The organism is Streptomyces sp. NPDC025833 (assembly GCF_055558055.1).
This window is the reverse complement of record NZ_JBVHNF010000009.1, coordinates 19,517-33,879: the sequence shown is the minus strand read 5'-3', so window position 1 is coordinate 33,879 and position 14,363 is coordinate 19,517. Positions and strand designations below refer to the sequence as shown.

General features: G+C 73.4%; 13 protein-coding genes. 7 read left to right on the top strand and 6 right to left on the bottom strand.

The window, feature by feature from the left end; genetic code table 11:
- Nucleotides 1-12: 12 nt before the first annotated feature.
- Nucleotides 13-2,433 carry an endopeptidase La gene (lon, locus tag ACZ4K2_RS17185; RefSeq protein ID WP_467473542.1) on the top strand — a complete coding sequence of 807 codons (2,421 nt, stop codon included), beginning with the start codon at nt 13-15 and terminating at the stop codon, nt 2,431-2,433.
- A 131-nt stretch (nt 2,434-2,564) separates the two neighbouring features.
- On the opposite strand, the gene ACZ4K2_RS17180 is transcribed toward lon, so the two are convergent.
- Entirely contained in the window at nt 2,565-3,398 is an 834-nt protein-coding gene (locus ACZ4K2_RS17180) for a lysozyme (RefSeq protein ID WP_467473540.1), read from the bottom strand.
- Between the two features lie 257 nt (nt 3,399-3,655).
- Here ACZ4K2_RS17180 and ACZ4K2_RS17175 point away from each other — a divergent pair, with 257 nt between their 5' ends.
- Nucleotides 3,656-4,147, top strand: a complete 492-nt coding sequence (locus tag ACZ4K2_RS17175; RefSeq protein WP_467473538.1) for a MarR family winged helix-turn-helix transcriptional regulator — start codon at nt 3,656-3,658, stop codon at nt 4,145-4,147.
- A gap of 27 nt (nt 4,148-4,174) precedes the next feature.
- Here ACZ4K2_RS17175 and ACZ4K2_RS17170 read toward each other — a convergent pair whose 3' ends face one another.
- Complete coding sequence (locus tag ACZ4K2_RS17170; RefSeq protein ID WP_467473537.1) at nt 4,175-4,963, bottom strand: protein phosphatase 2C domain-containing protein; 789 nt, start codon at nt 4,961-4,963, stop codon at nt 4,175-4,177.
- Between the two features lie 400 nt (nt 4,964-5,363).
- On the opposite strand from ACZ4K2_RS17170, the gene ACZ4K2_RS17165 reads away from it, so the two are divergent.
- The 5 genes from ACZ4K2_RS17165 to ACZ4K2_RS17145 are packed head-to-tail and all read left to right on the top strand — an operon-like array spanning nt 5,364 to nt 11,114.
- On the top strand, nt 5,364-8,282 hold the full coding sequence (locus tag ACZ4K2_RS17165; RefSeq protein ID WP_467473535.1) for a sensor histidine kinase: 2,919 nt from the start codon (nt 5,364-5,366) through the stop codon (nt 8,280-8,282).
- Nucleotides 8,279-8,776, top strand: a complete 498-nt coding sequence (locus ACZ4K2_RS17160) for a roadblock/LC7 domain-containing protein (RefSeq protein ID WP_467473533.1) — start codon at nt 8,279-8,281, stop codon at nt 8,774-8,776. The genes ACZ4K2_RS17165 and ACZ4K2_RS17160 overlap by 4 nt, the downstream gene beginning before the upstream one ends.
- Entirely contained in the window at nt 8,773-9,189 is a 417-nt protein-coding gene (locus ACZ4K2_RS17155; RefSeq protein WP_467473530.1) for a DUF742 domain-containing protein, read from the top strand. Before ACZ4K2_RS17160 ends, ACZ4K2_RS17155 begins: the two co-directional genes overlap by 4 nt.
- The gene (locus ACZ4K2_RS17150; RefSeq protein ID WP_467473529.1) at nt 9,170-9,817 is read left to right on the top strand and encodes a GTP-binding protein; all 648 of its coding nucleotides are present in this window, start codon (nt 9,170-9,172) and stop codon (nt 9,815-9,817) included. Before ACZ4K2_RS17155 ends, ACZ4K2_RS17150 begins: the two co-directional genes overlap by 20 nt.
- Nucleotides 9,818-9,860: 43 nt before the next feature.
- A complete protein-coding gene (locus ACZ4K2_RS17145) occupies nt 9,861-11,114 on the top strand; it encodes a styrene monooxygenase/indole monooxygenase family protein (RefSeq protein WP_467473527.1) in 1,254 nt (417 codons plus the stop codon).
- Here ACZ4K2_RS17145 and ACZ4K2_RS17140 read toward each other — a convergent pair.
- The 4 genes from ACZ4K2_RS17140 to ACZ4K2_RS17125 form a co-directional block, all read right to left on the bottom strand.
- Nucleotides 11,087-12,184, bottom strand: coding sequence for a C40 family peptidase (locus ACZ4K2_RS17140; RefSeq protein ID WP_467473525.1), 1,098 nt, complete (start codon nt 12,182-12,184; stop codon nt 11,087-11,089). The two genes, ACZ4K2_RS17145 and ACZ4K2_RS17140, sit on opposite strands and share 28 nt — an antisense overlap.
- Before the next feature lie 112 nt (nt 12,185-12,296).
- The gene (locus ACZ4K2_RS17135) at nt 12,297-12,617 is read right to left on the bottom strand and encodes a hypothetical protein (RefSeq protein WP_467473524.1); all 321 of its coding nucleotides are present in this window, start codon (nt 12,615-12,617) and stop codon (nt 12,297-12,299) included.
- On the bottom strand, nt 12,604-13,257 hold the full coding sequence (locus tag ACZ4K2_RS17130; RefSeq protein ID WP_467473522.1) for a TetR/AcrR family transcriptional regulator: 654 nt from the start codon (nt 13,255-13,257) through the stop codon (nt 12,604-12,606). The genes ACZ4K2_RS17135 and ACZ4K2_RS17130 overlap by 14 nt, the downstream gene beginning before the upstream one ends.
- 74 nt (nt 13,258-13,331) lie before the next feature.
- The gene (locus ACZ4K2_RS17125; RefSeq protein WP_467473520.1) at nt 13,332-14,270 is read right to left on the bottom strand and encodes an AurF N-oxygenase family protein; all 939 of its coding nucleotides are present in this window, start codon (nt 14,268-14,270) and stop codon (nt 13,332-13,334) included.
- Nucleotides 14,271-14,363 lie beyond the last annotated feature (93 nt).

Sequence of the window (14,363 nt, the reverse complement as noted above, 5' to 3'; positions counted from 1 at the left end):
TAAGGGGAGATCATGGCTGCTGAGTCCACGGCGTTCACGCTCGTTCTGCCCGTGCTGCCGCTCGACGACGAGGTCGTCCTGCCCGGCATGGTGGTTCCGCTGGACCTGAGTGACGCCGAGGTACGGGCCGCGGTGGAGGCCGCACAGGCCGCCGCCCGTTCGACGACCGGGAAGCCCAAGGTGCTGCTCGTGCCGCGCGTCGACGGCACGTACGCGAAGACGGGCGTCCTGGGCACGGTCGAACAGGTCGGCCGGCTGGCCGACGGCGACCCCGGCGCCCTGGTCCGCGGCCGCGGCCGGGTGCGCATCGGCGCCGGCACCACCGGTCCGGGCGCAGCGCTCTGGGTCGAGGGCACCCGGGTCGCGGAGGACGTGCCGGAACCGCTGCCGGGTCAGGTCGCGGAGCTGGTCAAGGAGTACAAGGCGCTCGCCACCAGCTGGCTGAAGAAGCGCGGCGCCTGGCAGGTCGTGGACCGCGTCCAGGCCATCGACGACGTCGCGGCGCTGGCCGACAACTCCGGCTACTCGCCGTTCCTGACCACCGAGCAGAAGGTCGAACTGCTGGAGACCGCCGACCCGGTGGCCCGGCTGAGGCTCGCCGCCCAGCAGCTCCGCGACCACCTCGCCGAGCAGGACGTGGCCGAGACCATCGCCAAGGACGTCCAGGAGGGCGTCGACAAGCAGCAGCGCGAGTTCCTGCTGCGCCGGCAGCTGGAGGCCGTCCGCAAGGAGCTGCGCGAGCTGAACGGCGAGCAGGAGGGCGAGGAGTCCGACGACTACCGCGCCCGGGTGGAGGCCGCCGACCTCCCGGAGAAGGTCCGCGAGGCCGCCCTGAAGGAGGTCGACAAGCTGGAGCGCTCCTCCGACCAGTCGCCCGAGGGCTCGTGGATCCGCACCTGGCTGGACACCGTCCTGGAGATGCCGTGGAACGCGCGGACCGAGGACGCCTACGACATCCGGGGCGCGCAGGAGGTGCTCGACGCCGAGCACGCGGGCCTGCAGGACGTGAAGGAGCGCATCACCGAGTACCTGGCGGTGCGCAAGCGGCGTGCCGACCGGGGCCTGGGCGTCATCGGCGGCCGGCGCGGCGGTGCCGTCCTCGCGCTGGTGGGGCCGCCGGGAGTCGGCAAGACCTCGCTCGGCCAGTCGGTGGCGCACGCGATGGGCCGCGAGTTCGTCCGGGTCGCCCTCGGCGGCGTCCGCGACGAGGCCGAGATCCGCGGCCACCGCCGGACCTACGTCGGCGCCCTGCCCGGGCGGATCGTGCGCGCGATCAAGGAGGCCGGGTCCATGAACCCGGTGGTCCTGCTGGACGAGATCGACAAGGTGGGCTCCGACTTCCGCGGCGACCCGGCCGCGGCCCTGCTCGAAGTGCTGGACCCGGCGCAGAACCACACCTTCCGGGACCACTACCTGGAGGTCGAACTCGACCTGTCGGACGTGGTCTTCCTGGCCACCGCCAACGTGCTGGAGGCCATCCCGGAGGCGCTCGCCGACCGCATGGAGATCGTCCGGCTGGACGGCTACACCGAGGACGAGAAGGTCGTCATCGCCCGCGACCACCTGCTGCCGCGCCAGCTCGAGCGGGCCGGGCTGGGCGAGGACGAGGTCATGATCGAGGAGGGTGCGCTGCGCAGGCTCGCCGGCGAGTACACCCGCGAGGCGGGCGTGCGCACCCTGGAGCGGTCCGTCGCGCGGCTGCTGCGCAAGGTCGCGGCACAGCACGAACTGGGCCGGCGGGAACTGCCGTTCACCGTCCGGGACGAGGACCTGCGCGCTCTGATCGGACGCCCGCACCACGTCCCCGAGTCCGCCCAGGACCCGGCGCAGCGCCGTACGGCCGTCCCCGGTGTGGCGACCGGCCTCGCGGTGACCGGCGCCGGTGGTGACGTGCTCTTCGTGGAGGCGTCCCTCGCCGACCCGGAGACGGGCGCGGCGGGCCTGACCCTGACCGGTCAGCTCGGGGACGTGATGAAGGAGTCGGCGCAGATCGCGCTGAGCTTCCTGCGCAGCCACGGCGCGGAACTGGAGCTGCCGGTGGCGGACCTGAAGGACCGGGGCGTGCACATCCACTTCCCGGCGGGCGCGGTGCCGAAGGACGGCCCGAGCGCGGGCATCACGATGACCACGGCCCTCGCCTCGCTGCTGTCCGGCCGCCTGGTCCGCACGGACGTCGCCATGACCGGCGAGGTCTCGCTGACCGGCCGGGTGCTGCCCATCGGCGGCGTGAAGCAGAAGCTGCTCGCCGCCCACCGCGCCGGGGTGACCACCGTGATCATCCCCAAGCGCAACGAGCCGGACCTGGACGACGTCCCGGCCGAGGTGCTGGACAAGCTCGACGTCCACGCCGTGACCGACGTCCGCCAGGTCCTGGAGCTGGCGCTCGCGCCCGCCGCCCGGGACGCGGCGCCGGAGGTGCCCGTGGCGGCGTGACGGACGCCGCGGGACGAGTGGAGGCCCGGCTCCCCCGAGGGGGCCGGGCCTCCGCCGCGCCCGTGCTCGCCCGTGCCGGCACGCCCCGTACGGACTCGCGCGCGCCGCCCGGGGAGGCGTCGGCCGGTGGGTCAGCCGTTGGCCAGGGCCTGCACCCGGTCCAGCGCGCCGTTGAACTTGTCGTGGTCGCCGACGGTCGGGCCGGAGGAGGTGTACTGCCACATCGTGTAGAACGACCACCCGGCCGGCAGCGTCCCCGGGTCGGCGGCGTAGCGGGCGATCCACAGCGGGTTGTTCACGGCGAAGCCGCCGTAGTCGCCCGTGCACTGGGTCCACCAGCTCGTGGCCGTGTAGATCACGGGGTACCGGCTGGTGCGCGCCTTGTACGTGTTGATGAAGTCGGCGATCCAGCCGACCATCTGGCTCGCGGTCTTGCCGTAGCAGGCTGCCCCGTACGGGTTCCACTCGATGTCGAGCGCGCCGGGCAGCGTCCTGCCGTCCCGGGACCAGCCGCCGCCGTGGTCGACGAAGTAGTTGGCCTGGGTGGCGCCGCTGGTGGTGTCCGGGGTGGCGAAGTGGTACGAGCCGCGGATCATGCCCACGTTGTAGGAGCCGTTGTACTGCTGGGCGAAGTACGGGTTGGTGTAGTACGTGCCTTCGGTGGCCTTCGTGTACGCCCAGCGCACCCCGCTGCCCCACAGCGTGGACCAGGCGACGTTGCCCTGGTAGCCGGCGACGTCGACCCCCTCGGTCTGGGTGGCGTCGCCCGTGCTCGGGGTGCCGTTTCGGCCGTCGTGGGCGAGGACGCCCATGCCCATGTACGCCGAGCCGCGGCCGGGTGTGCTCGCGGCCCGGGCGGAGGTGAGGGGGAGGGTGAGGGAGAGCGCCGCCAGCAGGGCCGTGACCAGCACGGCGAGCGGGCGTGGGCGGAGGGGGCGAGTGGAACCGGGTCTGAGCACGGTCATGACGTGCCTCCGGGGAGTGGGGTGTGGGGGTGGTGCGTGGGGGAGGTGCGTGGGGGAGGGTGGTGCCGACCGCCCGGCCCACTGGTCGTGGGCATGCCATTAAGGGCGTGATAAAGAAGCTACGCACGTAGATGACGGCCTGGAAGGGGGTCCGGGGGACGCCGTTGGTCTACGCCTGCGAAATACTGACGGAGCTGCGGCGATGACGTCGTTCGACGGAAACTTTCAGTACTGCGAAACCGATCAGGGGTGCTGACGTGCACGAGGACGGAAACGGCGGCGGACACCACGCCGCCGGCCAGGTGACACCCAGTGGTGCAGACCAGGAGTTCCTCGCGCTGGAGCGCGAGCTGACCGTGCTGCTCCGGCGCGCCCGGGCCAATCAGGGCGAGATGGCCCGCGAGGTCCACCCCGACCTGGAGTCCTCGGCGTACGGCCTGCTCATCCGGCTGGACGAGCTCGGCGGCCAGCGGGCCACGGAGCTGGCCGCCTACATCGGCGTCGGCAAGGCCACCATGTCCCGCCAGCTGCGCGCCCTGGAGGAACTGGGCCTGATCGCCCGCGAGCCCGACCCCGCGGACGGCCGCGCCTGGCTCGTCACCCTCACCGAGGAGGGCAGCCGCCGCGTCGGCACCGTCCGCGAGGCCCGCCGCGGCCGCTACGTCCGCCAGCTCGCCCACTGGGACCGCCGGGAGGTCTCCGAGCTGGCCCGGCTGCTCCACGAGCTGAACGGCGTCATCGCCAAGTAGCCGGACGGCGCCGCGGCCGGGCGGCGGTCACAGCTCCACGTACACCACCGTCGCGTCGTCGTGCGTCTTGCCGCGCCCCAGGAACGCCCGCCGCTCCCGGTCCGCGTCCTCCAGCTCCCGCACCCGCTCGACCAGCGACCGGGCGCCCTCCTTGGCGACCACGTCGAACAGGGCCGTCCAGTCGCCCTCCCGGAACTTCTCCGTCCAGCGGGTCGCGCCGTCGGTGAGCGCGGCCAGCGCCCGCACCTCGTGCCGCGGCAGCGAGCCGGTGACCGCCCGGGCGGCCACGGCCGGGTCGGCGGCGGCCGTGAAGAAGCCGCCCTCCTTGTTGCGCAGCTCCGCGTCGACCAGGGCGGCCGTGGCGAGCGCGGAGCGGGGGAGCCGGTCGAGCCGGTCGTCCAGCACCGGGGTGACGGTCCCGTCGGCCCCCCGCACCAGCAGCGCCGAGTCGGACAGCACCAGGTACTCGACGGCGGCCGGGGACCAGCGGGTCAGCACCACGGTTGCCTGAGGCGTCCGCGAGTGAGAAAGGTCACAGGAGTCCGCATGGGCCTCGGCGGTACGGCGGATGGCCAGCGAGAGAATCTCCGTGAGCGTCAGATCTCGTCCGGAAAGGGTCAGTTCGGTCAGCGCGCCGCCCAGGCGCGCGGTGAACCAGGGGACGGAATGCAGACAGCCCGTCCCGCCCGCGGGCGGCGTCACCCCGTCCAGGACGATCACACAACCCCCCTGTCCCGAGGCGGGTAGTCCGACCCCGGCGAAGTCCTCGTTGGGGCGGTCGGCGTCGCCGGGTTCCGAAACGAGATCAGTACGCATCCAGCCAGTCTGCACGAGCCCTTCACAGGATGCGCCAAAGGCCGGTGAGCACCCGGTGAATTCCCGCTGCCCCGCAGGTCAGGCGCCTGTTTTGGGCAGTATTGAGTGGCTCCGGGAAGGCGTGGTGGCGAATCCTGTCAAAGCCTGTGGCGCGCGTCCAACCGGCCCACCGCGCAAGGCCCCGGCACACGCCAGAGGAATTTGCCCGCCAACTCCCCTCCGATGTTCACTCCTTCGGGTGGCGGGTCAGGTGATGCGCGGCCACCGCCCACCGGCGCTGGGAGGGTCGGGAACCATACGAACCGGGTGCACGCACCACTTGGCACCAAGATGACGGGGTGCCACCCGGGCACCTGGGTACACGAGTTCTGGGTACACGAGTTCAGGAATGCGAGCACCGGTGCAGAAGAAGCGGCCTCGGCGCACAGGCAGGCAGACGGCCCCCGCGGGGACCGTTCCCCAGACCCCCGTGGGCGCCGGTCGGCCCACGCATGTGCGCACCCGGCTGATCGTCGCCGTCGCGGTGGTGGCGGCCGCCGTCGCGGGAGCCGGCGCCCCCGCGCTGCTCACCGCCTCCCAGGACGTCAGCGACTCCCAGGAGCTGGTGACGCTGGCCGAGCGCACCCAGAACGCGCTCACCCTCGCCCACTCGCTCGCCGACGAGCGCGACGAGGTCACCTCGTACATCGCGGCCGGCCGGCCCAAGTCCAAGGCGCCCTCCGAGGACCGCGGCACCCGCGTCGACCGCCAGGTCGAGGAGCTGCGCGCCGACACCGGCACCCCGGCGGGCCTGCGGACCGGCCTCGACGGCATCGACGCGGTCCGGCGGGCCGCCCTCACCGGCAAGTCCAGTGCCCTCCAAGCCCACCAGGCGTACTCGGCGACCATCACCGAGCTGCACCGGCTCGCCGGGCGACTGGCCGAGCGGACGCCACCGCGGGCCGGCTCCGGCGCCTACGCCCTCGCCGAACTGGACGCCGCCGTCCAGCAGTCCGCCGCCGCCCGCGGCCTGCTGCTGGCCGCGCTGAACGTCCCGGGCAGCACCGAGACGGTGAACGACCCCGTCACCGGCCTGCCCGGCACGGTCGACACCACCGGCGAGGAGGACCGCAAGCGGCGCGACGCGCTCACCGCCGCCGCCCAGCAGGCCCGGCTGCGCGCCGACGCCGCCCTCGCCGACTTCCGCGAGAACGCGCCGCGCAAGGCCGTGGACTCCTTCGACTCCACCGTCACCGGCGCCGAGGTCAACTCCGCGGAGAAGTACCTGGCCACGCTCACCGACGAGCCGGTCCTCTCCGACGGCGAGCTGACCACCGGTACCAAGAAGCTGGACGCGGCCCTGTCCGCCCGCGTCGACCTGATGCGCGGCGCCGAGTCCGCCCTCTACGACCGCCGCACCAAGGACCTCGCCGCGCTCCGGGACGACGACGTCACCGCCCTGGAGATCCGCGTCGCCGTCCTCGGCGCGCTGCTGCTGACCGCGCTCGGCATCGCCACGGCCATGGCCCGCACCCTGACCAGGCCGCTGTCCGTCCTGCGCCGGGGTTCGGCCCGCCTCGCGCAGGCGGAGGACCCCGCGGCCCAGGAGCCGATCGCCTTCACCGGGCGCAACGACGAGTTCGCCCAGGTGGTCCGCTCCGTCAACGCCCTCCACGCGCACGCGCTCACCCTGCACGAACGCGTGGGCACCCTGGAGGCCGACCGCAAGCACCTGGTCGGCCAGCGCCAGAAGATGGCCGACGCCCGCGAGGAGCTGCGCACCGAACTCGCCGAGGCCACCGCCCAGCTCAAGCGGCTGCGCACCAGCATCGGCACCACCTTCGTCAACCTGGCCCTGCGCACCCTGGGCCTCGTCGAGCGCCAGCTCGCGGTCATCGAGGGCCTGGAGGACCGGGAGCAGGACCCCGAGCGCCTCGCCACGCTCTTCAAGCTGGACCACTTCGCCACCGTCATGCGCCGGCACAGCGAGAACCTCCTGGTCCTCGCCGGCACCGAGCACGTCCAGCCGCACCCCGGCCCGGTGCCGCTCGTCGACGTGGTCCGGGCGGCGGTCAGCGAGATCGAGCGCTACGAGCGCGTCCGCATCGCCGCGCTGCCCCCGCACGCCCACATCGCGGGCTTCGCCGCCGACGACCTCTCCCACCTGCTGGCCGAACTGCTGGAGAACGCCACCTCGTTCTCCCCGCCCGACCTGCCCGTGGAGGTCTCCGGCTGGCTGCTCGAATCCGGCGAGGTCATGCTCTCCGTCCAGGACGAGGGCATCGGCGTGGCGGAGGAGCGCCTCGGCCGCCTCAACGCCCGCCTCACCGAATTCGACCCCGATTCGCTCTACGACCAGGAGGGCGACGAGGGACTCGGCCTCGGCCTGTACGTCGTCGCACGCCTCGCCCACCGGCACGGCGTCCGCGTCCGGCTCCGCGAGCAGAAGCAGGGCGGCACCGCCGCGGTCGTGGTCCTGCCGGAGTCCCTCCTCGGCGAGGCCCCGGCGACGGCGCTGCCGCCGCGGACGGCACCCGCGGGCCCCGGCACCCTGACCCTTCCGGGCGCCGACGCCGAGGCCAACTCCAACGTCCTGCACGCCCGCACCAAGGACCCCCTGGTCGCCCTCGCGGAACAGGCCGTACGGGACGCCTCCGACGACCCGGGCGAGGAGACGGAGGAGGAGCCGGAAACGGCGGGGGAGCCGGAGGACGGCACCGGGACCCCGGCCGCCGAGGCACCCCCGCGGGAGGCCGCGCCCGCGGACCCCGCCGGGGACACCGCACCACAGGCCCCGGCCGGCCGCCCGGACCACGAGCAGGCCGACGGCCCCGGCCGGTCCACGGAGGCCCGCCCGAAGGCCCCGGTGGAGACCTACGCCGAGACGACGATGGAACTGCTGCTTCCGGAGCCCCCGCCGGAGCCGGCACCCGCCGACGTCGAGGACACCGCACAGGCGTCACCCGCGCCCCGGCACGACACCCGCGCGGGCGACCCGGACGGGCACCCGGACGGGAACCCGGCCGCCGAACGCGCCGCCGGGGCCGCGCCCGGGCACGAGCCCGGGCCGGCCGAGCCGGAGGAGCCGGTCACCAGCAAGGGCCTCCCCAAGCGCACGCCCAGGATCACCGCCCCCGCCGCCCCGCCCCGCCAGCGCGCCGGCGGCGTCGACGCCGACGCCCTGCGCCGCAGGCTCGGCGGCTTCCGCAGCGGAGCCCAGGCCGGCTACCGCGAGGTGGAGACGGAGATCGCCGAACGGACGGGCGGCCACCAGCGGCCGGCCGGCTACGCACACGCCGAAGAATCCACGGGGGGCACAGCCGAGGAGGCAAGCAGTTGACCGCGCCCACTACCTACGGACTGAGCAGCGAAGCCCGCAACCTGCACTGGCTGCTGACCAACCTGGTCGAGGAAGTACCCGGCATCCAGTCCGTCGCCGTGGTGTCCTCGGACGGACTGCTCCTGCTCTCGTCCGACCCCGGGCCCACCGGGCAGTCCCGCCCGGCCCGCCCGGTGAAGGGCCCGCGGGGGTCCTCCGCCGACCTCGCCACCATCGTCTCCGGCATCGGCAGCCTCACGGTGGGCGCCGCCAAGCTGCTGGAGTTCGACGGGGTCAAGCACACGATGGTCGCGATGGAGGAGGGCAGCCTGTTCGTCATGTCGATCAGCGACGGATCGCTGCTCGGCGTGCACGGCTCCGCCGAGTGCGACATGAGCGTCGTGGCATACCACATGGCGCTGTTCGTGGGCCGGGCCGGACACGTCCTGACCCCCGAACTCCGCAGCGAGCTGCGCAAGTCCATGGAGTCCGAGGGCACCGGGGGTGCCCGGTGAGCGGAACATCCAGGAAACAGCAGCTCCCGGTCCGCGGCGGCGACCGCAAGCCCGCCCGCGTCCGCCCCTACTCGCTCACCGGCGGCCGTACCCGCTTCGGCCACGTCCTCCTCGTGGAGACGTTCGTGGCGGCGCTGGAGGCCCCGCAGGAGCGCAAGGAACTGGCGAACGGCCCGCTCACGACCCGGGTGATGCCGGAGATGCGGGCCATCGTCGAACTCTGCCGCCGCATGCGCACGGTGGCCGAGATCGCCGCGCTGCTGAAGATGCCGCTCGGCGTGGTCCGCGTCCTCCTGAGCGATCTCGCGGACCAGGGAAAGATCCGTGTGTACGGCACCGGGACCGGTCACGGCACCGGCCGCCCGGACCGCGCGCTGCTGGAAAGGGTGCTGAGTGGACTCCGCCGTCTCTGACGCCACCGGCGTCACGCCCCTCGTCGCCGGTTTCGCCGAGCCCGACGAGGACCTGAGGTCCTGGCAGAAGGACCGGACGCGCGCCCCCGTCGCGACGAAGATCGTGGTGGCGGGCGGTTTCGGCGTCGGCAAGACCACCCTGGTCACCTCCGTCTCGGAGATCACGCCCCTGCAGACCGAGGCGCTGATGACCGAGGCCAGCGAGGGCACCGACGACCTCTCCGCCACCCCGGGCAAGCTGACCACCACCGTGGCCATGGACTTCGGCCGCATCACGCTCGACGACGACCTGGTGCTCTACCTGTTCGGCACGCCGGGCCAGCAGCGGTTCTGGTTCATGTGGGACGACCTGGTGCGCGGCGCGATAGGCGCCGTCGTCATGGCCGACACCCGCCGCCTGAAGGACTGCTTCCCGGCCCTGGACTACTTCGAGAGCTGCGGACTGCCGTACGTCGTCGCGGTCAACCACTTCGACGACAGCGAGCGGTTCGACCCCGAGGACGTACGGGAGGCGCTGACGATACCGGCGCACATCCCTGTCATGATCATGGACGCGCGGCGGCGGATCTCGGGCATCGAGACCCTCCTCGCCCTGGTGGCCCACGCACTGGACGAAACCCCCGGGTAGTCCTGCCCCCAGCCGTCCTCACCTCGTAGGAGACAGCACCCGCATGCGGAAGATACTCGTCGTCGGAGCCGGCCAGTCCGGACTCCAGCTCGCCCTCGGCCTCCAGTCGCACGGCTACGAGGTCACCCTGATGTCGAACCGGACCGCGGACGAGATCCGCTCCGGCCGGGTCATGTCGACGCAGTGCATGTTCGACACGGCACTCGGGCACGAGCGGGACCTCGAACTGAACTTCTGGGAGTCCCAGGCCCCGAAGATCGAGGGGCTCGGCGTCTCCGTCGCCGCACCCGGCTCCCACGACCCGGGCCCCACGCAGCGGGCGATCGACTGGGTGGGCCGGCTCGACGGGTACGCGCAGTCGGTCGACCAGCGGGTGAAGATGGCCGGCTGGATGGAGACCTTCGCCCAGCGCGGCGGCCAACTGGTCATCCACGGCGCGGCCGTCGGCGACCTGGACTACTTCTCCCGCGCCTACGACCTCGTCCTGGTCGCGGCCGGCAAGGGCGAGCTGGTGTCGATGTTCGCCCGCGACCCGGAGCGCTCCCCGTACAGCGAGCCGCAGCGGGCGCTGGCGGTGGCGTACGTGCACGGCCTCGGCCCGCGTCCGGAGCACCCGGAGTTCGACGCGGTCCGCTGCAACGTGGTCCCCGGTGTCGGCGAGCTGTTCGTCATGCCGACCCTGACCACGTCCGGCCGCGCCGACATCCTGTTCTGGGAGGGCATACCCGGCGGCCCGCTCGACGTCTTCAAGGGCGTCAAGGACCCCGCGGAGCACCTCTCCCTGACCCTGGAACTCATGGAGCGGTTCACCCCCTGGGAGTACGCCCGGGCCACGAAGGCCGAACTCACCGACGCCGGCGGCACCCTGGCCGGCCGGTACGCCCCCACCGTCCGCAACCCCGTCGGCCGGCTGCCCGGCGGCGGCCTGGTGCTGGGCGTGGCGGACGTGGTCGTCGCCAACGACCCGGTCACCGGGCAGGGCTCCAACTCGGCCGCCAAGTGCGCGGCGGCCTACCTCGCGTCCATCCTGGAGCGCGGCGAGAAGCCGTTCGACGAGGAGTGGATGCGGCAGACCTTCGACCGCTACTGGGACACCGCCCGGCACGTCACCAAGTGGACCAACGCCATGCTGGCGCCCCCGCCGGAGCACGTGCTGAACCTGCTCGGTGCGGCGGGGCAGCTCCAGCCGGTGGCGAACCGATTCGCCAACGGGTTCGACGACCCGGCCGACTTCGAGAACTTCTTCTTCGACCCGGACAAGGCGTCCGCCTACCTGGCCTCGGTGGCCGGGGCCTGAGGCGGGGAGCCGTCGGGCCGTACGGCGCCGAGGACCGGGTTGGCGGCCAGCGGGGACACCCGCACCCGCGCGCCAGGCCGCGGTGCCTGTACGACCTTCCCGTCCCCCACGTACATCGCCACGTGCGTGGCATCGGGGAAGTAGACGACCAGGTCCCCGGGGCGCAGCTCCTTCAGCGGCACCCGGGGCAGCCGGCGCCACTGCTCCTGGCTGGTGCGCGGGATCGGGGCCCCCGCGTGGGACCACGCCTTGGAGGTCAGGCCCGAGCAGTCGTACGCGTCCGGGCCCTGCGCACCCCACCGGTACGGCTTGCCGAGCTGCGCCATGGCGTAGCCGACGGCCCGCGCGCCCCGTGCGGAGGCCGTGCGGGCGGCCGGGAGGGAGCCCGAGGTCGTCAGGCTCCGCTGGGCGTCCGCGACACCCCGCTGCTCCAGCCCGGCCACGGCCGCGAGCTGCTCCGGGGTGAGACCGGCCAGCAGGCGTTCCACGTCGGCGAGCCGGCGCCGGACGTCGTCGCGCTGCCGCTTCTGCCGGGCGGACAGGCCGAGTTCGGTGTCGAGGGCCTTGCGGGCCGCGCGGGCCAGCCCGTCCGTGCGCTTCTCCGCGGCGGTCAGCCGGGCCACCGCGCGGGCCCGGGCCCGGGCCAGCTCGCCGATGACATGGCCCTCGTCCAGCGCGCGCTGCGGGTCGCGGGCCAGCAGCAGCCGGACGTAGGTGCCGAGGCCGCCGCTGCTCTGGTACTGCTGCCGGGCCAGCCGGCCGGCGTCGGTCCGCCCGGCCAGGAGGGCGAGGCGGGCGCGGGCCAGCTCGCCGTCCAGCCGGGTCACCTCGGCGCGCTGCCGTGCCAGCTCGGCCGTCGTGGCGTCGTAGGCCTCGGTGGCCTGTTCGGCCTGCCGGTACAGCCGCTGGAGGTCCGTCAGCAACCGCGCCACGGACGGCTGCGCGGGCCGCGCCGCGGGCCCGGTCGCGGACGGCTCCGGTCCGGGCGCGGCGGCGGCGGATGCGGGCGCGAGGACGGCCTGGGCCGCCACCGCGGCCGCGCAGGCCAGGCGCGGGAGCGCTCCGGACACGTCGTCACCTCCGGCGCGGGGAGGGCGGGCTCTCCGTCTCCCGGCGCACCGTGATAATCAGACATGCTCGGACGAAAAGGGCGGCCATCCTGCGCGTTTCGGCGCAGTTCTGTCACCCGTTCGCGCCGTCCGGCTTGCCGGCCGGCCCCGGCTGTGGCTTCGACCAGGGCCACCGGAGCCTCCCCCCGGACCGGTCGTCCGGGTCGAACCGGTACTTCCACCCCTGGATCAGCCCGAGGCGCCGGCTGTGCCCGCGCGGCACCCGGTGGTAGACCAGCACGGTGGGCGGCCCGCCGGCCGGGTCCGGGACGGGGATGCGGTACGTCTTCGGGGGGTGCCCGGTGGGGCCGAGCAGCACGGGCAGCACGCGCCCGTCCATCGGGCCGCCCTCGAAGGGGGTGTCCTGGCTCTTCACGGGTTCAGTCTCGGCCATCCGCGGCGAGCGTGCCGACGAGGGCCGCGGTCTGCGGGTCGCGGCCCGCGGTGACCGTGAGAACGGCCACGAACTGCTCGACCAGCCAGTCGCGCAGCTCCTCGACCGGGGGCTGCTTGTCCTCGTCGAGCCAGATCAGGGAGGCGGCCTCCACGGCCGTGATCCACATCCGGACGGTCATGCGCAGCCGGGGTCCGGGATCGCTGACGCCGAGGTGCGCGCAGATGTGCTCGGCGGCGGACCGGCGCACCCCGTCCACGATGGCGGTGGTGCGGGAGGTCTCCACCACGCTGCCGCCCTGGAGGAGGGCGCTGAAACCGGTGTCGTGCCCGTCCACGAAGGCCAGGTAGCGGTCCAGGGCGCGGGACAGCCGGGGCAGCAGCGGGCCCTCGCGTGGTTCGGCGAAGCACTGCCGCAGCTCCTCGGCGGCCGACCGCAGCGCGGCCTCGTACAACTGCTGCTTGCCGCCCGGGAAGTACCGGTACACCAGGGGCCGCGACACCCCGGCCGCCTCCGCCACGTCGTCCAGCGAGACGTCCTCGGGGGCGCGGTGTGCGAAGAGGGACAGCGCGGCGTCGAGGAGCTGGCTGCGCCGCTCCTCGACACCGAGCCGGCGGTAGGCGGGCGTGGCCGGGGTCATGCCCGCCAGCCTAATCGCCGTCCGCGGCGCGGTCGCCCGGCGGCCGCGGCGGACCCGCGGGCCGGGCCGCCGGGTCAGGCCAGCAGCCCCGACGACCGCCACAGCCGCCGCCCGGCGCCGCGCAGCACGCCGATGTCGTCCAGGAAGTCGGTCAGCTTCCTGGCGCCGTTCTGCATCACCTCGCGGCGGTGTCCGCTGGCCTTCACCTGGGCCATCGCCGCCCGCTTGTCGAGGCCGACGTTGGTGTAGACGTCGGGGTTGACGAAGGCGACCGAGAACACGCGGGCGAACTCGCCCGAGGTCACCCGGGTGAACTCCTGGGACCACTTCGGCGCGGTCACCATCTGCCGGCGCAGCTCCTCGCGGGCGTACCGCACGTGCCGCGCCTCCTCCACCACGTGGATCCGCGTCACGCCCCGGACGAGCGGCTGAACCCGCTCGTCGGGGAACGTCAGCCGCTGCATCCAGTCCAGGACCTCCTCGCCGAGCAGCGTGGCGGTGAAGGAGCCCGGGGTGGTGGAGATCGTCTTGAACAGCCGGCCCAGGTTCTGGTGGGCGCGGCTCACCGGGTACCAGGGCGTGCCGCCGCGCGAGATCAGCCGGGCGAACATCTTCGAGTGCCGGCACTCGTCCTCGATCTCGGTGAGCGCGTACCGCACGTGCGCGCTCGTCGCCGCCTTGTCGTAGACGTGCCGGACGAGGAGCTGCATCAGGATGATCTCGAACCAGATGCCGAGCGAGGCCAGGGCGGCGGCCTCGTGCTGGGAGAGCAGGATGCGCTGTTCCTCGCTCATCCGCTTCCACATCGGGGTGTCGTACAGCGAGACCAGCTCCGGCGGCCAGAACCACTTGCCCTCCTCGAAGGGCGCGTCCCAGTCCAGCTCCTTGTCGGGGTCGAAGGAGTGCTTGGCGGAGGAGACGAGCAGCCGTTCGGCCACCTGTTCCCGGTCCTTGAGCAGGCCCAGCGCGTCGCGCAGTCCGTCCAGCGCGTCCGCGTCCGTCAGGGTCGTCATGGCTCCCTCACCTCGTTACCCGGGGGTAGTCGTCCTGACTCTTATGAGACTGCTTGTCAGCAAGACCGTCAATCCCCCGCGCAGGACTTGTTG